Below are 22,203 nucleotides of genomic sequence, written 5' to 3'. Positions count from 1 at the left end.
AGGTTTAACCTAAAAAAACGAAACTATGAGACTAAGAAATAAAATAACCGGTCTTTTGCTTGGAGCAATCCTCCTTGGCACATCTTGTAATGAGCAAGATTTATTGGACCTCAATATAAATGAAAACGCAGTTGAGGATATCGATATGCGTTATCTATTCTCCCTAGGTACATTGAGAATCGGTGGAGAATATGAAAATACCAGAGCAAACATGCTTTATGCAGCAACAATGATTCAACATACTGCATCAACTGCAGGGTATTTTAGTGGAGATAAGTACTTCTACAGTGCTCAGTATAGTGGCGCTTACATGGAAAGACACTTCACAGATGTGATCCGTTTATTTTCGCATGTAATCACTAAAACAGCGGATGATCCAACTCAAGCTAATCTAAATGCTGCGGCTACCGTGCTTCGGGTTTTTGATTTGCTGAGAATGACTGATATATATGGAGATATTCCATATACACAGGCTGGATATGGTTTGGAATCTGAGGCGAATTGGTTTCCTACTTATCAGTCTCAGCAAGAGGTGTATTCTCTGATGATTGCCGATTTGAAAGCAGCCAGGGATAAATTTTCTGCCTCAGGTGGGGCTTTGGGTAACCAAGATTTCCTGTATGGTGGCAATATTGATAAGTGGAAGAAGTTTACTAATTCGCTTTTGATGAGAATGGCAATGCGAATGAGTAATGTCGACCCGTCGACTGCGCAGTCTGTGTTTACTGAGGCAAATACCAGTGGAGCATTTACCAGCAATGATGACATTGCATTTATTCACTATGCCCCGGGACCACAAGGTGTGAACCGAAACGGCCTGAATGATGGCTATTGGAATACTTATAAGTACTCTAGAGATTGCAAGATTTCTGGAACTTTCTTGAATTGGATGAAAGCCAATAAAGATCCTCGAATGATGATTGTCACCGGAGGTGTTGGAAATCCGGACGATGCATCCACTTGGATTACTGATCCTGAAAAACAAATTGGTCTTCCAAATGGCTATAATTCAACCAATTTGGTAGGAGCGGTGCCTCCTGGTACATTAGATGGTTTTACTACCGTGCAGCAAAACTTCTCTATGCTTAATCTAAAGTATTTAGATTGGGAAGATCCATATTATTTGATTTCATATGCAGAGGTAGAATTGATGCGAGCAGAGGCTGCAGTTAAAGGTTGGATTTCTAGCAACCCATCCACTCACTTTAATAACGGAGTTACCGCAGCAATTTCATCATGGGTTATTTTTGATCCATCTTTTGCACGAACAGGTCCTGAAATTCAGACGTATGTTGCTGGTCGTGGATTTGACGCAGCAACTAATGCTGATAAATTGAGATTGATTGGTGAGGAATATTGGGCAGCGACTTACTTGAATGATATCGAGTCTTGGTCTAACTGGAGAAGAACTGGATTTCCAGCGCTGACTCCAACTCAAGATCCAAATGCAGAGGAAGGTAATTTCATTCCAAGACGATTGAGATATTGGGAGTCTGAAATTGGAGCAAATCCTGAAAATTATCAGGCTGCAGTTTCCAGAATGGGTGGCGATCTATTTGCTACTAAAGTTTGGTGGGACGGAGGCAATTAATTTGCCTTATATTCTAAATTATTAACCAAATTTATGATAGAGGTTCTGGATTTTCCGGGCCTCTATCTTTATTTATCAAGAACCTTACGCTATGAAAAACTATGTTTTGAGCTTCCTTTTTCTATTTCTTTTTCAAGAAAATTTTGCCCAATCAAATCCAGATAAGGTTGTCATCGGATACATTGCTGGTTGGAAAGGTGTTGAACCCGACAAGATCCCTGCAGAAAAACTAACTCATATAAACTATGCATTTGCTAATGTGGTAGATGGAATTGTTTGCTCCGGTGATGGGCAGGAAGAGCGGGATAGTTTGAATTTTTTGAAACTTCATTCACTCAAATCTCGGAATCCAGATCTTAAAGTATTGGTTTCGATTGGAGGATGGACTTGGTCAAAAGGCTTCTCTGATGCAGCTTTGACAGAAGAAAGTCGTAAAAAATTAACAGCTTCTGGGATAGATTTTTTAATTAAGCACCGTTTAGATGGGCTTGACTTTGATTGGGAATATCCAGCACTACAAGGCGATAATAATGTCGTCAGAGATATTGATAAGAAAAATTTTGTAGCCATGCTAAAAAGCTTCCGAGAGGCTTTGGACTCACTCGGAGCAATTGATAACAAGCGCTATCTATCAACCATTGCTACTGGAGGCTTTCGGAAATACCTGGAAGTAAATGACCTTCGTACTGCACAACAGTATTTGGACTTAATCAATATCATGAGCTATGATCTTTTTGGTGCAGGTGATGATACCACAGGTCATCATGCTAATTTGTACAAGGGAAACCCAGAATTAATACCGGCGTCTAAACGAAATAGATCAGTGCAATCTGCAGTAATGGATCATATCGAATTTGGTATTCCTCGAGAAAAAATTGTGATAGGAATCCCATTTTATGGAAAGCGTTGGAAAAATGTAGGCCCAGAAAATAATGGACTTAACCAATCTGGAACTTTTGACCAGGGGCTTTCTCAGGATAAAATCTACGAATTGCAAAGTAATCCATCCTATCGAGAATGGTGGGATACCGGTTCGGAAAATGCTTTTTTGTATTCGGAAGAAAATCGGGAATGGGTGACTTTCGAAAGCCGAAGATCAATAGAGCATAAGATCTATTTTATGAAAAAAGAGCAACTTGCAGGAGTGATGTTTTGGGAGCTTTCAGAAGATCCTTCTGGATCATTACTGGATGCCATTGACATCAATATTAAAAGACCTTTGGAAGATTTTAAGCTCAAAAGGTAAATTCTTTATTTTCAATTTTGTACATGAAACTTATTGGGGTAGATATTGGCGGATCTCATATTTCAGCAGCTTCCATAAATTTAGAGGTAGGGAAGCTAGGTCTGTATGATGTAGCAGAATCATCTGTAGACACCTCAGCTTCTGCCGAAGACTTAATTTCAACTTGGGCTGCTGTAATTCAGGCAACTGCTAAAGGTGCAGAAAACTATCAGTTAGGAATAGCAATGCCAGGTCCCTATGATTATCCAGCTGGAATATCTCTGATTCAGGATCAAGGGAAAATGAAAGCACTTTACAAACTTTCTGTCAAAAATCTACTCGCACAGTCGCTGGGAATCGCTTCAAATCAGATTCAATTCACAAATGATGCAGAGGCTTTTCTTTTAGGGGAAAGTCTGGTAGGTTCAGGAAAAAGCTTCCGGAATTCCATAGGAATTACACTCGGCACTGGACTTGGTTCGGCGATCAAAGTGGAGGATGTGGTCAAAGATGCAAAGCTTTGGACGGCACCCTTTCGGGATGGAACTGCAGAGGACTATTTGGGGACAAACTGGTTTGTCCGAGAAGCTAAAAAGCAGTTTAACTTGAACGTTTCAGGTGTTAAAGACTTGGTTGATTTGCATTTAGACAAAGCCGCTATTCTCTTTGAGATTTTTGGAAAAACACTGGGGGAATTTCTGTACCCTTATCTGATCAGACTGCAATCCGAAGCAGTTATTTTGGGTGGAAAAATAGCGCTACTTCATCAGTTGTTTTTACCGGCCATTAACCAATACCTTTCTCAAAATGGCTGTTCTGTAAAGATTGCAATTTCAACTTTGGGTGAGCAAGCTGCACTTATTGGTGCTTGCCAACCCTTTATTAAATCATAAACTATGAAATCGAGCATCACTAAGCAGTCAATAACAGAGACGTTTATTTACCATGCGAGATTCCCCTTCCGAATAGTGTTATCCAGGCTGGCATATGGCCAATAAAAACCACTTATAAATAAATGAAAAATCAACCCATTATAGTTCTAGTTGCTTTTCTCTTTATAAATCTTTTTTGCTTAGATAGCTTTGCACAGCAAAGTTATGATCTCATCGTCGTGGGTGGAGGAGCCAGTGGAACTTCAGCTGGTATTTCAGCAGGAAGACTTGGAACCAAAACGCTTATACTAGAAGAGAGTACTTGGCTAGGAGGGATGTTGACAGCAGCGGGAGTTTCTGCTATTGATGGGAATGATAAGATTTCCGGAGGCTTTTATGGAGAGTTTAAGCGTGGTTTGGAGGAATATTATGGAGGTCCAAAAAATATGGCGACTGGCTGGGTCAGCAACACACTTTTTGAACCGAAGGTAGCCAATGAACTACTACAAAAATTAGCTTCCCAAACACCAAATCTTGAAATTTCCTTTGAAAGTATTTGGAAGACTGCGATTTATGAGGAGGGAACTTGGACTGTCACTTTTATGAAGGATGGTAAAGAAGTTGCCGTGACCAGTACACTCTTGATCGATGCCACAGAACTTGGAGATGTGGCTGCAGCCCAAGGGTTGAAATACCGACTGGGAATGGATGCCCGCGATGTAATTGGTGAAGTCTATGCTCCAGAAGAAGCAAATAATATTATTCAGGATTTGACTTTTGTGGCTACACTTCAGGATTATGGAGTTGGCGCTGATAAGACCATTCCAAAGCCTGCGAATTACGATCCTACGGAATTTGCCTGCGCTTGTGCCCATGCTGATCCCACTACAGATGATGCGCCTACTCTGGACTGTGGCAAAATGCTGGATTACGGGAAATTGCCGAATGGCAAATACATGATTAACTGGCCTAATTGTGGAAATGATTATTACCTGAATATTGTAGAAATGGATAGGGAAGAGCGAAAAGAAGCTTTGAAAGCCGCAAAAGCTGCTACGCTTAGATTTGTCTATTACATTCAACATGAATTAGGTTTTAAAAATTTGGGCCTTGCTGAGGAAGAGTACCCAACTGCAGATGATCTACCAATGATCCCGTATCATCGTGAATCCAGACGATATTATGGTTTGGTGGATTTTACCTTGCCTTATGTGTTAAATCCTTATACCGCTCCAAATCCCTTTTATCGCACAGGAGCCATAGTCGGAGATTATACGATTGATCACCATCATAAAAAGAACCCGGAAGCTCCAGCCATTGATTTTATCAAAATCCGGGTGCCGTCTTACAATGTACCTCTAGGAGCGTTGGTGCCAAAAGATCATAAAGGATTGATCTTGGCAGAAAAAAGTATATCCGTTTCCAATATTGTGAATGGAGCTTCGAGACTTCAGCCCGTGGTCCTGGGAATAGGCCAAGCCGCAGGAACTTTGGCTAGCGTTTCTTTGATGACTAATAAAACTCCAGCGGAGGTTTCCATTAGATCCGTTCAGCAAGCTCTTTTGAATCAAGGTGCTTTTTTGATGCCATTTATTGATGTGGATCCTTCAAACCCACATTTTCAGGCGGTGCAAAAAATCGGAGTTAGTGGTATTCTGAAAGGTGAAGGAGTTCCGTATTTATGGGCTAATCAGACTTGGTTTTACCCAGAGCGCTTGGTTTCGGAATATGAATTGGTCGATGGACTAAGACCGATCTATTCAGAACTGAAAGATTTCTGGGGCTCTTCAGGAGCTTACTTAACAGGGGAGCGATTTCTGATGATTTTGGAAAAAGTGAAACCAAATACACCACTATTGGAGATTGCGCAGGCTTATAGTCGAGCTGGACTTTCTGGTCAATTTACCACTGACAAAAAGCTGAATCGACTGGAAGTAGCCGTTTTGGTAGATGAGCTACTTGATCCTTTTAAAGTGGAAGTGAATTGGGAAGGGGAGTTTAAATAAGCTTTGGATAGTATTTTAATAAAAATCAACCAGTTGAATATTTGATTTATTTAGTTCTTTCCCAAATCATTTTCCCAATCTTCTCACCCTGTTTTACACCTTCGTCAATAGCATCCCGAAAATGAATTCCTCCATATAATCTGGAAATTGCTGCTTCTTCCGAAGCTAGTAAAAAGGATTTGAATGGCCTTTCCGGAAGCCCAAAGTAGGTTTCGGAGCTGTCGATAAACTCAAAATTATCCCCGAAATAGCCTGTCAACACAATCGCAGAAGCTCGACTGATTACCGAGTGACCTGAGGTGTATTCTGGAAATGGCGGAGTTTGCAAAAGTGGTCTCCAACGTTGATCCATCTTTTGATTAATGACAGTTTCAGGTCGAATCCGATTTGTTTCATATTTGGCTTGCCAGCAGGAAATAAATGCATCATGAAGTGTTAACCCCACCAAAGCGTGGACATAAGCAGTCTCTGCAAATGAAAGTTGCTGCTTCTCAGCTGCGATCCCCGTAATTCCCATCCAATGTCCACCTGGCGATATTTTCTTAATTCCTATGGCCATATGTCCACTGAAATCCACCATAAATGGATTGCAATCCCAAAAATTCGCAATCAGTTTTTGTTCTTCAGTTAATTCTTGAGTTACTGTATATACCTCCATCAATTGTGTATGAAAGGAGCTACCTTCTGTAAGATTGAAAGGAGCCATCGGGGTAGGTTTATATGCCGCTAAATCTTCAATAAAAAATGGTTTGATGGTTTTCCACTCAGGCTCTACTGCAGCGATATAAGCTGGGGGAGTAGGGTACCAAAATCCTTCTCCTTGAGAAGGAGTATATCTAGTCAAAGTGGAAAGTTGGAGATACCCATCTTTTTTTGCGATCTCCATCACTGATTTTGCAATTTCAGTTCCATATTCCAAATGAACTTGAAGCTCTTTTTTGGAAATGATTTTAGCCTTTAATGCTTCTGAAATCCATTCTTCCTGTCTCTCTTTAAGTAAATAACCAGACGGCATAATTGCCTCACCCACTTGAAGCATTGCGATGATGGCAGCAAATTCAGGTGATTTTAAAGAAGCATTTGGAGTGGACCAAGAATTCTGGGCTAGGTAAGTGCCTCCCAAAAGTGATAAATGCTTGAATTTAACTCCTTGCTCCTGTATGGTCAGATAAGAAGCCAATGTAGCATAAGCATAGATTCTGGCTGCAACAGGTGGACTAGCCACATCTGTAACCATGATTTCGGTTAACTGGAAGAGTTTATCTGCGTAGATTTTTGGCCAATTTGGAGACTTTGGCTCAGCATGAACTAACTGTGAAATCGTCAATCCTAACAGTATCAAGTATATTTTCAATGATTTCATTTGACCTTAAATAATTGTAAAGCCTGTTGATTAATGCCAAAGAGAAGCTGAGTTTGTCCATCTACATTGATAGGCAATATTGATTTGATGTCTCCTTTTATATTGAGCCCGGATTCAGAAGGGAGAAGGGCTTCGAAATTTCCCTTTCCGTCATTGCTAAGAACCAATCCCAAACCTGCATCTATCAAACCCATACGAATTCTGGTGAAAGTTTGGTTTCCCCCCAAGACAAGGTCTAAATGCCCATCATGGTTTACATCTATTGGGAGAATGGCATAAATAGGGAAGGCTTGGGCGATTTTTGGCAGAGCATGGGCAACAAAGCCTGCTGATGTATTTTCAAGATAAATGGATTCTAGGGTATTTGCAGTCAAAATCTGAGCATCATCCAATTCTTTTGATGAAAATAAGTCAGTCATTTTTGCTTTGGAATAGCTGGCATAATCAGTGAATTTACTTCGCATGCTCACCATTTGATCCAATAGTTCATCTCGACTTGGGAATGGATAGGCTTGATCTCCTATGAAACATTCCAAGATTGGATCAACTGATCCATTTTGATCAAAATCGGCTGAATAGAGCTTCAAGAACTTTTGTTCGTTTGCTTCAAATTGGGAATTCAAACCAAAATTTCCGGCTACGATATCCAAATCTCCATCGGAATCAAAATCACCTAAAGCTAAGCTTCCCCACCAACCTGAAAGAGGGGAGGCTAAGTATTTTTGGCTTTGGTCAGAGAAGGTTTTCCCACTTTCATTAATCAGAAAAGTCAAATTCATAAACTCCCCTGCTACCAACAAATCGTCGAAACCATCTCCGTTGAAGTCCATTTTTTGGGAAGAAGTGACCAAACCTATTTTGCCATCTTGCGGTAAAAATGCAATAGTCTGATCTGTAAATACTCCTTTGCCATCGTTAATAAGTATCTTGCTAGCAGCGATTTGAGGATATCTACCCGGAATCATCCGAGCCCCTATGAAAAGGTCAAAATAACCGTCTTTATTAATATCGATCGCTTGTGCAGTTCCTGTGCTGAATTTGTAATTTGGAAATGGAGCTTTAGTTAGCTTACCCGTGCCATCATTAAGGTAAAGACGATCTTCTAAAGCTTCATCTGAGCCGATGTAATCCTGATAGCCTCCGCTTCCGATAAAAAGGTCTTGTGCTCCATCGTTGTTGAAGTCTTCGAAAATGGATACAGCATCTGTGACTGAAGCGCTGGAAGTGAACCTCGCATAAGGAATCCACTCTCCAATGACGAACGAGAAAATTTTTCCAGCCTGACCTTTTGTACCCCCAATAAAAACCTCTGGATTTCCATCACCATCCAAATCGCCTTTTGCTAAAGAAGGAGAAATATAACTTGGCATCGTGAGCATCAAAGGCTGTCTTTTGAAGTCATTGAAACCAACTGATTGTGGGATAAAAGGAGGCACGTTGTCAGAAGAAATTAAAACTGGTTCAGCTTTTTGCTTCGACGATAATTGAGAATTTGGTTCTTTTGAAATGGTTAAACGTTGATTTTTCTCAATATTCTCCAATACTTGTAGCGCTCCATCAGGCCATGTTATTTGTATTGATTTGACTGTTTCTATTTCACCTAACCCTATGTGGATTCGTTGGCTCACGGAGGATTGAAACCCTCGGACGGGTTGCATTTCATAGAATTGATTTGACTCGGCTAAGTTTACTTGGATTTTTGCCCCGATAGCATTTGTGTTTTTGGACCTTTCTTTAAGCTGTATTTCTAACCAATTGCCTGTTTCTCCCTTGTTTTCATAGATTCCGGCAGTTTCATTCAAATGATTAATGACTAAATCCAAATCTCCGTCATTATCCAAATCCGAATAGGCCGCACCATTTGAAAATATTTTTTCTTCAAAACCCCAATCTAGAGACCGGTCTTTGAATTCCAGATTTCCTTGATTTTCAAAGAAATAATTATGAACTGGCGTGGAGGTCATAGTGGTGACCAAATGAAGCGTGTCGGCTTTTTCATTTGCCACGGCCTGTTTGAAATAATAATCCCCTTTGTATTTTAAAAAATCGCGGTTGGTGTAATCTCGAAAATATCCGTTGGTGACCAAAAGATCCTTATTTCCACTATTGGTAGCATCAAAAAACAAAGCAGACCAGCTCCAATCGGTATTGGAAATGTTCGAAAGTTGACCGATTTCTGAAAATGATCCATCTCCCAGATTTAACTGAAGCATGTTTCTCATATTCTGATGGTAAAAACCTTTTTGGATCATCAGGGCATATTGCTCATAATTTTCAGGTCCATAAAGGAGTTTCTGCCGCTCGTTATCCTCGGGAAGCATATCAAGGGTATACACATCAGGGTTTCCATCATTATTGATGTCAGCAATATCAGCTCCCATCGAAAAGTGAGAGATATGTTGGAAGTAATCAGTGATCCGATCTGAAAAGGTACCATCCTGATTATTGATATAGAGGTAGTCAGGTTCAATGTAGTCATTAGTAACCAGTAGATCCATCCAGCCATCTTGATTTATGTCTGAAGCAATCACGGCTAAACCAAAGCCTAATGCAGAGCCTTTAATGCCGGCTTTCTCACTGATGTCGATAAATTTACCATTGTCGTTTTGATACAGTTTATCTCCTGCATAGGGATGCCGGATCGTTTTTGCCTCGTCAAATTCCAACTCATTGATGACTTGGATGTGATGATTGAGAAGATATAAATCGAGATCACCATCACGATCAAAATCAAAGAATAAACCTTGCGTGCTGTTGGATTGATCTGCAATTCCATATTCCGCAGCTTCTTCTTTGAAAACGAAGTTTCCTTGATTGATCCAAAGTTCATTTCCCCTTTCTTTCGGATCGCCTTTCCCGGAATAGCAGACATATATATCCAATAAGCCATCCCCATTTACATCTGCCATCGAAACACCTGTAGTCCAGACTTCTTTTCCTTCAAGACCGGACTTCCTGCTTAGATCTTCAAACTTTAGATTTCCAAGATTTCGATAGACTTTGTTGGAACTCATATTTCCCGTGAAAAATAGATCCTCCAGGCCGTCATTATCTAAGTCTCCGACAGCGACACCTCCACCATTATAAAAATATTCGTATCTCAGAATGTTATTGTTAGCATCCTCCTTTAATTGATTTTTAAAAGATATACCCGCTTTTCTGGAGTTTAATTTTTGAAAATTGGCTGAATAATCTGTTTGAGAAAAAGTATTACAAACCATTGAAAGGCTCATAATAAACCCCAGGATTGAAATGGATGTTATTTTTTGAATGAATTGGATGATCATGTGAATTGATTCTTAGAACTTATCCAAACCGATTAATCAAATCATCAAATAGTTTTTCATTAACTACAGCTACTCCTCCGAGCAAACCAACATCTTCGCCAAGTTGATAGAGTGAGAGCTTAGTCTTTTCTCTTGATTTGGCCATGCTGTAAATGTTTAGTGCCTGCTGTATAGGGGTAATTAAGTACTGATTTGCTTCAGCTACAGATCCTCCGATAATGATCAATTCAGGATTGAGTAATTGAATAAGCATTGAGATTCCTCTTCCAAGATCAAGACCCGCTTCAGATAAAATAGTGATTGCTCGTTGGTCTCCTGACAATGCCGCTTCTACCACTAGACCTGGTTCAAGTTCACCCTCGTGATCTCGGACCATTCTGGCTAGAATTCCATCTTTGTCCAAAAGAATGGCTTGTTCTGCTTTTTTTACAATTGCGGTACCGGAAGCCACAGCTTCCAGACAACCTTTTTTACCGCAGGAACAAGTAATATCTCTGGATTCAAAGATGGGAGAGTGACTGAATTCTCCTGCAAATCCCGATGCACCTTGATAGATTTTTCCATCTATAATAATCCCCAAACCAATTCCCCAGCCTATAAATAGTCCAAGTACATTTTTGTAATTATGCTCAGTTCCATATTTAAACTCAGCTAAGGTCATTGCCCTGGCGTCATTTTCAAGGAAGATTTTTTTATTGAAGCGGGCTTCAAGATTCTCTAAAAGAGTCTTTTTTCCGAATCTCAGATAGGTATAATTTACCCCTCCAAGCGAGTCTAATAGTCCCGGCATGGAAATGCCAATTGCAATTACTTTTTTGGGTTCAATTCCAGACCGCTGGAGATAGTCTTCTATATGGTTACAGAGCAGATCAAATGTTTCTTGCTCATTATTTAAGTTGATCTTTTTACTTTCTTTTGGAAAAGTTAATTGCTGCGTACAAGAGTAAAGGCCAAGGTTAAGATTGAATTTGGAAAGGTCTACAGAAAGTACATAAAAAGCATCTTCAGCTAAGCGGTAAAGGTCTGGTTTTCTTCCTCCCTGAGACTCTGCCCTACCATGTTTAATGACCTCACCATTTTCCATAAGATCGCTAAGCAGCGAGTTTACAGTGGGAAGAGAGATTCCAACTTCATTGCAGATCTCACTAGCTGTATTTGCTCCTTTTTGGTAGAGGTTTTTGATGATTTTTATTTTGTTGAGGTAGCTCTTTATCTCTACCACGCCATCCATCTTATCGATGACAGCTTGAGGATTAATCAGGTTCATATGCTAAAGTTACACTTGAATTAAGTGAATTTTCATGTTTCAAAAAATACTTTTTAAAAAAAATAGAATAACATACTGTGATTTTTCAATTTTTGATAAAAAAATTATCAGAGTCTTTCTGATTATCTGAAAAGATTTCAAATGTATTTTATGAACCTCCATCTTTTCTTTTTCAGAAAACTCTATTTTTGAAAAAAATAATTTCCATGCAATATTTTACCCTACAGGCAGGCTTGAGTAAAGAAGAGGTTTTTCAAAAAGTGAGTCATTATTTGAAGGGAGAGGGGTTTCGTATTTCGAAAATAGATCAATCCAGACCTTGGGGTGGGTTTTTTGTTTTGGATGAAACTCAAATAGCGAAATTTAAATCAACTTACTTTGATGAAGTTGAAATGTCTGAAGATCAACTTTCACAGAAATTGAGTCCTAAGCTTCTTTTGGTGGCACCTGGAGCAAGACTTTCTTGGCAATATCATTTTCGCAGATCCGAACTCTGGAAATTGATCTCGGGTGAATCGGGAATCGTGAGAAGTCAAACCGATGAACAGGGAGATTTGATAAAAATGGTGTTAGGCGAAACTGTTTCTTTAGAAAAAGGAGAGCGACACCGGTTGGTTGGTTTAGTCGGTTGGGGTATAGTAGCTGAAATCTGGGTTCATTCAGATTCAACTAATCCATCCAACGAAGACGATATCGTACGACTTGAAGATGATTATTCAAGATCCTAAACAGAAAAAGCCTGATAGTGATCAGGCTTCTTGTGTTTTATCGGCGAATCAAATGTTACTTCAATAAGTCAATTTTTTTAGCTATTTCTTCAGCCTCTGCACTTAGTTTGTCTGCTGCGGTCCTATTGGATGTGGACATTTTATGAGCTTCAGCTAGTTTTGCAGCATAGGCTTCCTGAAGTTTTTCTTTCTCGGATTTTTTTTTGAATAGTCCAAACATGATTTCTTTTTTAAGAAGAACCTTATTTCCGTAAAATGGTTTGGAGTTAATTGAATTCTTGTATGGTTGGAAGCTGATTCTCTACAACCTCGTCACCTTTATAATTGATTAAATCTTCTAACCTTCCAGCTGGGTTGTAATATCTCCAAGGCCCTTCTTTTTTTCCGTCTACCATTACACCTTCAGAAGCTTTTCTACCATTTTCATGATAAAACACCCAATTACCAGTTGGTTTTCCTGATTTATAATTTCCTTCTGATTCCTTTTTTTCGGATACATAATAGGTGATTCTGGTGCCATTACCATCTTTCAATGTCCCTTTGTCAAGTTTCTTGCTTCCAGTGTAGTTGTTGTAATCACTGACGTTCATCAATCTTCCATTATCCCAAATTTCTTCTTGGGTCAACTGTTTATTGTCATAAAAAAGACCCCAAATACCATTTTCAAATCCCAGCTCATAGGTTCCTACTGATTTTAGTTGGCCTCCATCGTAGTAATAAAACCACTGCCCGACTTCCATTCCTAAACTATATTCTCCCTCAGCGATCAGAATTCCAATTTTATTAAAGTATTTCCAAAGACCGGTTTTCAAATCATTTCGGTATTCTCCAATCGAATAAATTTCACCGTCAGGAAAAAAACTTCTCCATAATCCAGTCTTCATGCCATTTGAATATTGACCGGATACTGAAATTTCGCCTGAGCTATGGTACTCGATATAATCCCCGACAGGAACACCTAATTCATAGGTTTTTCGTTTCGATATGGATTTATTAGGGTAGTATTCTTCCCAAGTACCTACTGCAATGCCATTTTCATATTTCTCTACACGCGCTAAGCGTTTGTTTTCGTAGTAATATTTCCAAGTGCCGACCCGATTCCCATTTTCATCGTAATATTCCTCTGCCTCAAGGGTTTTTGTTCCTGGGAAATACCGTTTCCACTCCCCGACTTTTTTTCCTTTTGAGAAGTTACCTTCCTCTATCAAGTTTGATTCATAAGTGAACGCCTTATAAGTACCTTCTAGAAGATCATTTTGGTACATAGCCTCAGTAATGAGTTCGCCATAGTAATCATATTCGATAAATGGCCCTTCTTTCTTTCCTTTCACGTAAAATTCTCTGGAAGAAATTTCCCCGTTTGGATAAAACTTTAGCCATTGACCAGTTTTATCACCCGCTTCATACAAACCTTCCATTAAGACTTGACTAGGGGAGACAAATTCCTGATTCCCGGTTTTGCCGTAGTATTGAGTGAATTTCCCAACCAAAACGCTATCCTGGAAAATCATATCATACTTCAAAGCTCCAGCTGGATCATAATATTTTGCCGGTCCAAAAAGCTTTCCGTCTTTATATTCCGCTTCAATACTCCGCTTTCCATCCGGGTAATAGGATATCCAAGTGCCCTCTTTTAAACCTTTCTTGAATGTGCCTTCAGTAAGAATATTGTTGGTTTTGGGGTCATAGAATTTCCACAGCCCCTCTCTTAATCCATTGGTGATCACCCCTGTAGCCATGATAGTAGAATCTGGACTATACTGACGGATCAAGTTGGATTCTTGAGCAAAAAGTTGAGTACTAAAAAGAATAAAGCCGATAAGGAGGTATTTCATACAGTCTTTGTTACGGATCAAGCCGGAGGGTTTGCCGGATTGTGAAAAAAGTTAAGTCCTTTTCTCGTCAATTCGATTATTGTACGGAAGAATCCGATTCCTGTTTAAAAATAAGTTAAATCTTCTTTTATTCCATTTTTAAAAGGAAGAACTCTAACAAATTTTTTAATTCTTCCAAGATCATGTTTTTAGGATTACTAGATTGGGATTCGATGTTAATTTTTATAAAATACTGGTGAAATTTCATAGAATCCATCTCTGCTGGAGTGGGAGAGATGGTTTTCAATTCCTTTAAAATTAAATCAGGATAGTCCCAAGGAGATGAGCTTAAAGCATAAAAAAAGCTATTTTGAATAAAATAGTCTTCAGAAGAAAGTGGATGGTTTTTACCAAAATGTACAAAGAGATACATTCCTTGCCCAAACCAATTTAAAATTCTAATATTTAATCCTTTATCAGGGTCGAAATCCCTAATCAAATCCAAAACATGGTAAGGGAATCCAAGTAAATCCCCTCCCTTTGATAGCTTTATTCCTTTATTTTTGGGGTGAATTTGCCTTAAGATAGCTGTGTCAATTTCATTTCCAATCTGTGAAAAAAGCTCCCAAAATCCTGCTTTTAATCTGTTTTGGCTTTGAAACAATTCCCGGTTAAGCCAGAGCTGCAAATTTAATTTGGGAGTGTTTTCCTCCATATTACCAGTTTAGCAAGGCAGAAGCCCAAGTAAATCCTGAACCAAATGCAGCTAAGCAAATCAAATCACCTTCCTTGATTCTTCCTTGTTCCCACGCTTCACTCAGTGCAATGGGAATAGTGGCTGCTGTCGTATTTCCCATATGCATGATATTATTGAATACTTTTTCATCAGGAAGTCCCAGCTTTTGCTGGATGTATTGACTAATTCGAAGATTCGCTTGATGGGGTATTAGAAGATCGATTGCTGATTTATCTAAATGATTTGCTTCAAGAGCCTCTTTAATGACCTCCATGAATCGAACCACTGCATGCTTGAATACCGCATTTCCATTCATTTTTAAGTTGAAGTTTCCGGAGTCAATTAACTCCTGTGAAATTCGAACTTCACGGCTACTTCCAGGATCCGAACAGTATAATTCTTCTGCATATTCTCCTTGTGCATGAAGGTGAGTAGACAATATTCCAGGTTGATCTGATTCTACTGCTCCAAGCACAATGGCACCGGCTCCATCTGCAAAAATTACCGAACTGGATCTTCCTTCATCTGATTTATCTAATGCAGAGGATTGAATCTCAGCTCCTACCACAAGTATTTTTTTGTACATCCCAGTTTTGATAAACTGATCTGCTATCGAGAGGGCGTATATAAACCCAGAACATGCATTTCGGATGTCTAAAGCTCCTATTGTTCCCATTCCAAGTTCACGCTGAAGTAGAACGCCATTTCCGGGTATAAAATAATCAGGTGTGATGGTAGCAAAAACAATAAAATCGATCTCTGATGCAAGGACACCAGCTCTTTTAAGTGCCATTTCTGAAGCGTTTTTTGACATGGAGGTAACCGTGTCAACTCCAGGTGTGAACCAATGCCTCTCAGTAATCCCAGTTCGTTCTACTATCCATTCATGATTCGTATCCATCATTTTGGCTAAATCATCATTTGTCACAACATGCTCCGGTACATAATGACCAACACCTAGAATCCTGGATTTCTTCATTTTTTTTGGGTTTATAAATTGGACGGCAAATATGCGGACCTTCATTCACTCTTACAAAAAAGATGTGATGGAAGGGTCACTGTTTAACTCATCCAAAGAGCGTATAGTTTCCGTGCTGATCCATTGGAGAGGTTTTTCGGATCAATGTAGGATTGTCATTTTCAACCGAATTCACCAATGGTGAAACCGTGTAGCTTAACATTAGATCAGAAGGGAAAGGATTCAGGATTTGTGTCAACTCCTCTTCCGAAGAATAAGGATCAAGCCATTTTTTTTCATCCTTCTTGGCCAAAATAACAGGCATTCGGTCGTGAATTTCAGCTACTTTATCATTTGGGGTTGTAGTCAAAATCAAAAAAGTATGTTGAATTTCGCCATTGACTGTTTCGTATTCTTCCCAGATTCCGGCGAAAGAAAAGAGTTCATTTTCACGGAGGGTAAACCGATAGGGGATTTTTGTTTTTTTTCCTAATCGCTTCCATTCGTAAAATCCATCTGCGGGTATTAAGCATCTCCTTTTCTGAAAAGAGCTTTTAAAAGTTACTTTTTCTGTCACTGTTTCTGCTCTGGCATTGATAAGCTTTTGAGCAACAGGTCTGTTTTGACCAAAGTCCGGCGTAATACCCCAATAAAAAAAGGAAAATCCTTTTGGACTCTGTGAGGTAATCACAGGAACCAGTTGAGTAGGCGCGATATTATATCGAGGGGTAAAATCCGGAAGCATTTCCGCCTGAAATCGTTCTTCAAGTTCGATTTTACTTTTACTGAGAGAATATCGTCCGCACATGATTTTGAGTGATTATGTCCTGAAAGTTAGAAACCCTTGCCAATAAATTCAATAGCACGCTGCTCAGAATAGTATGGTAAGTCCGAATTTTCCGGACTAAAGCCTACATGTCCCCCATATTTGGGGAATTCAAAAAAGATCATTTCCAAATTTCTACTTAGGTGAATAGGAAAGCATTTCTCGCTTAAGAAAGGATCATTTTGTGCATTTAAGATCAATGAAGGCACTTCTATTTGATCAAGAAAATATAAAGAAGAGTTTACTTCATAATATTCTTTGGCATCTGAAAAACCATGAAGTGGTCCAGTAAAATAATCATCAAAATCTGATAAAGTTTTGATATTTCTTAATGTTCCAATTGGGATTTTGCCGGGATGAGCTAGTGATTTTTTAACTACTTTTTCTTTGAGAGTTTTTAAAAAGCGCTTGGAATAAAGTGTGTTTTCACCTTTGGAAATTTTTTCACAAGAGCTCCCCAAGTGCATTGGAACCGAAATTGCCACTCCTTTCTTAATCTTTGGAATGGATGATTTTTTTTCTCCAAGATATTTTAAAGTCAAATTTCCACCCAAACTAAAACCTATCAAATAAATTTCTTCATAATCTTTTTCTGCATGCTTTACTACAAAATCCAGATCATAGGTAGCGCCGGAATGATAAAAGATCACTTGATTATTCATTTCTGTTCCGCAGCCTCGAAAATTCCAAGTCAGCACGTCAAAACCATTTTTAATAAATGTTTTTGCCATGCCAAGCATATACGCTCTAGAACTGTTACCTTCTAAACCATGACTGATAATCACGAGTTTAGAATTGGAATTGCGATACCAATCCAACTCGAGAAAATCCCCGTCAGGTGTGGTGATTCGTTCAGAAGTAGGTTTTGAGAGTTCTACTTTCCTGAAAATCGCTGGATAAATTGTCTCAAGATGACTATTGAAAAGCCATTTTGGTCTCTTGTAAGTACTGTTTTGAATTAGAGGCATTTCAGAAGAATAAGTGATTAGGGCTGAAAAGCATGGGGAAATTACTAGTTTTAAATTTGAATAAAGACTTTATAAAAACTATTTTTGGACACTTTAAAAACGAACAGAGCGCAATAACATATGGCCGAAATTATTAGAATGCCTAAAATGAGTGACACCATGGAAGAAGGTGTGATCGCTGCTTGGTTGAAAAAAGTTGGGGATAGCGTAAAGCCAGGGGATATTTTGGCTGAAGTTGAAACCGATAAAGCAACTATGGAGCTTGAATCCTATGATGAGGGTGTCCTCTTATATATTGGAGTAAAAGAGAAAGATTCAGTACCTGTAAATGGTGTAATTGCCATTATCGGAGAAAAGGGTGAGAAATTTGATCATTTGCTCAATGGTAGTGCAGAAGCTAAAGCCGAAGAAAAAGTAGCTCCTGCTGAAGAGAAGAAAGAAGTTGTATCGGAATCAAAGCCAAAAGCTGAGAAAATTGATACATCTTCGATCAATGCTACTGTGATTACTATGCCTAAAATGTCTGATACCATGCAGGAAGGCACCATCTCTTCTTGGTTGAAAAAGGTTGGTGATTCTGTGAAGTCAGGTGAAATCATAGCTGAGGTGGAAACTGACAAAGCCACAATGGAGCTTGAGTCTTATGAAGATGGTACTCTCTTATATATAGGAGTAGAAGCTGGAGACAGTGTTCCTGTTGATGGAGTTATAGCGGTAATCGGAGAAAAAGGAGCGGATTTTGAAACTTTACTAAAAGCACAAAAAGCAGAAGAGACGACAACTTCTGAAGAAACGAAGCAGGAAGAAGCTCCGAAAGTAGAAACGCCTAAGGAAAATTCGCCAGTCTCTAGTCCTGCAGCATCTGCTCCTGCCAGTTCTTCTGGTGATCGGGTAAAAGCTTCACCTCTTGCAAAGAAAATGGCAGAGGAAAAAGGTTTTGACATTACTCAAGTAAGTGGATCTGGAGAGGGAGGAAGAATAGTTAAACGTGATATTGAGAATTTTGTACCAGCAGCAGCACCTTCTGCATCTGCTTCAAGCCAAATGGTGTCCTCAGTAGGTCAGGAAAGTTTCCACGAGGAGAAAGTTTCTCAGATGCGTAAAGTGATTGCCAAAAGACTTGCAGAAAGTAAATTTGGAGCTCCTCACTTCTATCTGACCATGGAAATCAACATGGATAAAGCGATTGAAGCCAGGAAATCTATGAATGAGATTTCTCCGGTAAAAATCTCTTTCAATGATATGGTGATCAAAGCTTCTGCTGCAGCATTACGGCAGAATCCGAAAGTGAATTCCAGCTGGCTAGGAGATAAAATCAGATATAATGAGCATATCCATATTGGAATGGCCGTTGCTGTAGAGGAAGGACTTTTGGTTCCTGTGATTCGTTTTGCAGATAATTTATCACTATCTCAGATATCTAATCAGGCTAAAACACTTGGAGCAAAAGCTAAAAATAAAGAACTACAACCTAAAGATTGGGAAGGCAACACCTTTACCATTTCTAATCTCGGTATGTTTGGTATCGATGAATTTACAGCTATCATCAATCCACCTGATGCCTGTATCCTAGCAGTAGGTGGCATCAAAGAGACTGTTGTTGTGAAAAACGGAGAAATGAAGATTGGCAACATCATGAAAGTGACGCTTTCTTGTGATCATAGAGTAGTGGATGGTGCTGTAGGATCGGCATTCCTTCTGACACTAAAGAGCCTCTTGGAAGATCCCGTTAGAATATTAATTTAAAAATGACTGCCAAAAAGTCCTGTAATCAGGACTTTTTGCTTTTTGTACGCTTATTGGTGTAAAATGCCACATAGATAAATACCAGAGAAACTAATTCTACTTTTTCTGGTTTTTTAAACTCTAAACTTATTTAAATCATCAGTATGGAAAGAATTAAATCAACCACTGTCGTAGCCATTCGGCATAACGGAGAAGTAGTAATAGGTGCAGATGGACAAGCGACCTTAGGTAATACCATTGCTAAGAGTTCTGTGAAAAAACTTAGGGTATTACAAGGTGGGAAAATAGTGACTGGTTTTGCAGGATCTACGGCTGATGCATTTACTCTTCTTGAGAAATTTGAAGAGAAGCTAGGTGCTTTTGGGAATAACATGAAGCGAGCTGCGGTAGAATTGGCTAAAGAGTGGCGAACAGATAGAATGCTGAGTAAGCTTGAGGCGATGATGATTGTAGCCGATGCAGATGACATTTTGATTATCTCAGGAACTGGAGACGTTATTGAACCAGATATGGAAATTGCAACCATAGGCTCTGGAAGTATGTTTGCTCAGTCTGCAGCTCGTGCTATGAAGAAGTTTGCTCCAGCAATGACTGCAGAAGAAATGGTCAGAGAAAGTCTGTATATCGCTGCGGATGTATGTATTTATACCAATCATAATTTGGTGATCGAAAAAGTAATCAAGTAATAATTAGAGGTATATATCAAATGTTTTTGGGAGCCGAAGTTAAATAACTTCGGTTTTTTTGTGCGATTGAAAACCAGTACGTCTATTTATGTGTTACCACTCTGACATTGAAAAAAAATTATGGAATCAGCTACTACCAAGAAAACGGCCAAAAAGGATTTTCGAAAATTGATTTTGGAGGGATATAAAAATCATGTCTTAGAGCATGGTACTGCGCCTAAGTCCGTTTTCAAATTTGCAAAAGATTTAAAAATGAAGGAAGAAGAGTTTTATGCTTACTTCACTTCATTCGACTCAATCAAATCAGCAGTCTGGATCCAGATTTATGAGGATACGATATCTCAAATCGAATCGCAGGAAGTTTTTAAAGAATATTCTGCTCGTGAGAAATTCCTCAGCTTCTTGTTTACTTGGATTGAAGAATTAAAGAAAAACAGATCCTTTCTCCTTAGTATCTATGGTGAAGGTTCAAAAGGTATGCTCTCGCTTCCAAAAGAAATTTCAGATTTCAAGGATAAATTCAAGGATTTTGCCAACGAAATCATTCTAGAAGGAAAGGAAACAGAAGAGATTGCTACCCGACCAATCATCAGTGACAGGTACGATGAGGCTATGTGGCTACAGGTTTGGTTCGTATTCAAATATTGGTTGGATGATCGCTCACCACGATTTGAGAAAACAGATGCAGCAATCGAGAAATCAGTGAATCTAGCTTTCGACTTGATGGGTAAAAGTGCTTTAGATTCATTCCTAGACTTCGCGAAATTTATATATCAATCCAAATAATCATGGCTGAAAAATTAAGAGAACAACAGGCAATCCCTGTTTCAAAGGTTCAGCGTGCTGCAAAATTTATTTCCACTGGAGCGAAAGTTGGGGGGAATTATGTGAAGCATTATGCTAAAAAGATGGTCAACCCATCAATGGATAAGGAAGAACTTCATTCCAATAATGCTTCAGATATTTATAATTCCTTGAGTGAGTTGAAGGGTTCTGCCTTGAAAGTTGCTCAGATGATGTCTATGGATAAGAACCTTCTGCCTAGAGCTTATCAGGATAAGTTTACTATGGCGCAATACTCTGCTCCGCCTTTATCTTATCCTTTGGTAGTTAAAACTTTCCAAAAGCATTTCGGCAAAACTCCAGAAGGTATATTTGAAAGCTTCACAAGGTCTGCGATAAATGCTGCATCTATCGGACAGGTTCATCAGGCAACAAAAGACGGTAAAAAACTTGCAGTAAAGATTCAATATCCGGGTGTAGCGGATTCAGTAAGTTCGGATCTGAAATTAGTAAGACCATTTGCCCTTCGTCTCTTGAATATGAATGAGCGGGAATTGGATCATTACATGGCTGAGGTAGAGGAGAAGCTTTTAGAGGAAACAGACTATGTATTGGAAATAGAACGATCCAGAGAAATCTCTTCTGAATGTGGGCATATTCCAAATTTGAAGTTTCCTATCTATTATGATGAATATAGCTCAGATCGTATCATCACGATGGATTGGATTGATGGAAAGCATTTGAAAGAATGGTTAGAGACAAATCCTAGTCAAAAATCCAAAAATCAAATTGGACAAGCACTTTGGGATTTCTACCATCATCAAGTTCATAATCTTAAAAAAGTACATGCAGATCCTCATCCAGGAAATTTTATTGTACAGGAGGGAGATCAGCTTGGGATCATTGATTTTGGTTGTGTGAAAGTAATTCCTGAGGACTTTTATGAAGGGTATTTTGCACTTATCAAAAAAGACCTGTTGATTAAAGAGGAAGAACTCAATCAGATTTTCTACAATCTTGAGTTTATCTCAGACAAGGATACTGCTGAGGAGCAAGTTTATTTCAAGGGAGTATTCAAGGAAATGATCAGCTTATTGGGTAAACCATTTCATGTGGATCGATTTGACTTTGCAGATGATGGATTCTTTGAGCGAATTTTCCAGCTGGGAGATAGGATTTCCAATGATAAGATGTTTAAGAAGTCTCGCCAAGCGAGAGGCTCTAGACATGGATTATATATCAATAGAACTTACTTCGGATTGTATAACCTGTTGAATCAGCTTCAGGCGGAAGTAGATACAACAAAACCAGAATGGTTGAAATAAAAAAAGGGAAGCTTCACGCTTC

The 22,203-nt window shown here is 39.0% G+C and carries 18 protein-coding genes; 9 read left to right on the top strand and 9 right to left on the bottom strand.

The window, feature by feature from the left end; translation table 11 throughout:
- The first annotated feature begins 25 nt into the window (after nucleotides 1–25).
- The 4 genes from BVC88_RS11885 (at nucleotide 26) to BVC88_RS11870 (ending at nucleotide 5,694) form a co-directional block, all read left to right on the top strand.
- Nucleotides 26–1,591 carry a SusD/RagB family nutrient-binding outer membrane lipoprotein gene (locus BVC88_RS11885; protein ID WP_075350897.1) on the top strand — a complete coding sequence of 522 codons (1,566 nt, stop codon included), beginning with the start codon at nucleotides 26–28 and terminating at the stop codon, nucleotides 1,589–1,591.
- A 91-nt stretch (nucleotides 1,592–1,682) separates the two neighbouring features.
- On the top strand, nucleotides 1,683–2,837 hold the full coding sequence (locus BVC88_RS11880; protein WP_075350896.1) for a glycoside hydrolase family 18 protein: 1,155 nt from the start codon (nucleotides 1,683–1,685) through the stop codon (nucleotides 2,835–2,837).
- 23 nt (nucleotides 2,838–2,860) lie between these two features.
- Nucleotides 2,861–3,709 (top strand): ROK family protein, encoded by an 849-nt coding sequence (locus BVC88_RS11875; protein ID WP_075350895.1) that lies wholly within the window; start codon nucleotides 2,861–2,863, stop codon nucleotides 3,707–3,709.
- A 122-nt stretch (nucleotides 3,710–3,831) separates the two neighbouring features.
- Nucleotides 3,832–5,694, top strand: a complete 1,863-nt coding sequence (locus BVC88_RS11870) for an FAD-dependent oxidoreductase (protein WP_075350894.1) — start codon at nucleotides 3,832–3,834, stop codon at nucleotides 5,692–5,694.
- Between the two features lie 46 nt (nucleotides 5,695–5,740).
- On the opposite strand, the gene BVC88_RS11865 is transcribed toward BVC88_RS11870, so the two are convergent.
- The 3 genes from BVC88_RS11865 to BVC88_RS11855 form a co-directional block, all read right to left on the bottom strand.
- Entirely contained in the window at nucleotides 5,741–7,057 is a 1,317-nt protein-coding gene (locus tag BVC88_RS11865) for a vanadium-dependent haloperoxidase (RefSeq protein WP_075350893.1), read from the bottom strand.
- The gene (locus BVC88_RS11860) at nucleotides 7,054–10,290 is read right to left on the bottom strand and encodes a VCBS repeat-containing protein (RefSeq protein WP_075350960.1); all 3,237 of its coding nucleotides are present in this window, start codon (nucleotides 10,288–10,290) and stop codon (nucleotides 7,054–7,056) included. The genes BVC88_RS11865 and BVC88_RS11860 overlap by 4 nt, the downstream gene beginning before the upstream one ends.
- A 73-nt stretch (nucleotides 10,291–10,363) precedes the next feature.
- Nucleotides 10,364–11,611 (bottom strand): ROK family transcriptional regulator, encoded by a 1,248-nt coding sequence (locus BVC88_RS11855; protein WP_075350892.1) that lies wholly within the window; start codon nucleotides 11,609–11,611, stop codon nucleotides 10,364–10,366.
- A gap of 188 nt (nucleotides 11,612–11,799) precedes the next feature.
- Between BVC88_RS11855 and BVC88_RS11850 the strand changes: the two genes are divergently transcribed.
- Nucleotides 11,800–12,339, top strand: coding sequence for a phosphoheptose isomerase (locus BVC88_RS11850; protein ID WP_394332881.1), 540 nt, complete (start codon nucleotides 11,800–11,802; stop codon nucleotides 12,337–12,339).
- 55 nt (nucleotides 12,340–12,394) lie between these two features.
- On the opposite strand, the gene BVC88_RS21160 is transcribed toward BVC88_RS11850, so the two are convergent.
- From BVC88_RS21160 to BVC88_RS11825, 6 genes are all read right to left on the bottom strand, one after another.
- Nucleotides 12,395–12,559, bottom strand: a complete 165-nt coding sequence (locus BVC88_RS21160; protein WP_139316563.1) for a Lacal_2735 family protein — start codon at nucleotides 12,557–12,559, stop codon at nucleotides 12,395–12,397.
- Nucleotides 12,560–12,605: 46 nt separating this feature from the next.
- Nucleotides 12,606–14,174, bottom strand: a complete 1,569-nt coding sequence (locus tag BVC88_RS11845) for a toxin-antitoxin system YwqK family antitoxin (RefSeq protein ID WP_075350890.1) — start codon at nucleotides 14,172–14,174, stop codon at nucleotides 12,606–12,608.
- A gap of 127 nt (nucleotides 14,175–14,301) precedes the next feature.
- A complete protein-coding gene (locus BVC88_RS11840; RefSeq protein ID WP_075350889.1) occupies nucleotides 14,302–14,868 on the bottom strand; it encodes a hypothetical protein in 567 nt (188 codons plus the stop codon).
- A 1-nt stretch (nucleotide 14,869) separates the two neighbouring features.
- On the bottom strand, nucleotides 14,870–15,868 hold the full coding sequence (locus tag BVC88_RS11835; RefSeq protein ID WP_075350959.1) for a 3-oxoacyl-ACP synthase III family protein: 999 nt from the start codon (nucleotides 15,866–15,868) through the stop codon (nucleotides 14,870–14,872).
- A gap of 88 nt (nucleotides 15,869–15,956) precedes the next feature.
- Nucleotides 15,957–16,655, bottom strand: coding sequence for an SOS response-associated peptidase (locus tag BVC88_RS11830; RefSeq protein WP_075350888.1), 699 nt, complete (start codon nucleotides 16,653–16,655; stop codon nucleotides 15,957–15,959).
- Nucleotides 16,656–16,681: 26 nt separating this feature from the next.
- Nucleotides 16,682–17,641 carry a YheT family hydrolase gene (locus BVC88_RS11825; protein ID WP_075350887.1) on the bottom strand — a complete coding sequence of 320 codons (960 nt, stop codon included), beginning with the start codon at nucleotides 17,639–17,641 and terminating at the stop codon, nucleotides 16,682–16,684.
- Between the two features lie 120 nt (nucleotides 17,642–17,761).
- Between BVC88_RS11825 and BVC88_RS11820 the strand changes: the two genes are divergently transcribed.
- The 4 genes from BVC88_RS11820 to BVC88_RS11805 all read left to right on the top strand — a co-directional run bounded on the left by BVC88_RS11820 (nucleotide 17,762) and on the right by BVC88_RS11805 (nucleotide 22,181).
- Nucleotides 17,762–19,387 carry a pyruvate dehydrogenase complex dihydrolipoamide acetyltransferase gene (locus tag BVC88_RS11820; RefSeq protein ID WP_075350886.1) on the top strand — a complete coding sequence of 542 codons (1,626 nt, stop codon included), beginning with the start codon at nucleotides 17,762–17,764 and terminating at the stop codon, nucleotides 19,385–19,387.
- A gap of 143 nt (nucleotides 19,388–19,530) precedes the next feature.
- Complete coding sequence (hslV, locus tag BVC88_RS11815; RefSeq protein ID WP_075350885.1) at nucleotides 19,531–20,073, top strand: ATP-dependent protease subunit HslV; 543 nt, start codon at nucleotides 19,531–19,533, stop codon at nucleotides 20,071–20,073.
- A 120-nt stretch (nucleotides 20,074–20,193) separates the two neighbouring features.
- A complete protein-coding gene (locus tag BVC88_RS11810; RefSeq protein WP_075350884.1) occupies nucleotides 20,194–20,859 on the top strand; it encodes a TetR family transcriptional regulator C-terminal domain-containing protein in 666 nt (221 codons plus the stop codon).
- 2 nt (nucleotides 20,860–20,861) lie between these two features.
- Nucleotides 20,862–22,181 (top strand): ABC1 kinase family protein, encoded by a 1,320-nt coding sequence (locus BVC88_RS11805; RefSeq protein ID WP_075350883.1) that lies wholly within the window; start codon nucleotides 20,862–20,864, stop codon nucleotides 22,179–22,181.
- Nucleotides 22,182–22,203 lie beyond the last annotated feature (22 nt).

The sequence above is a fragment of the Algoriphagus marinus genome, from assembly GCF_001936475.1.
In the GTDB taxonomy this organism is placed as follows: Bacteria; Bacteroidota; Bacteroidia; order Cytophagales; family Cyclobacteriaceae; genus Algoriphagus; species Algoriphagus marinus.
This window is presented reverse-complemented; position numbering and strand designations above follow the sequence as displayed.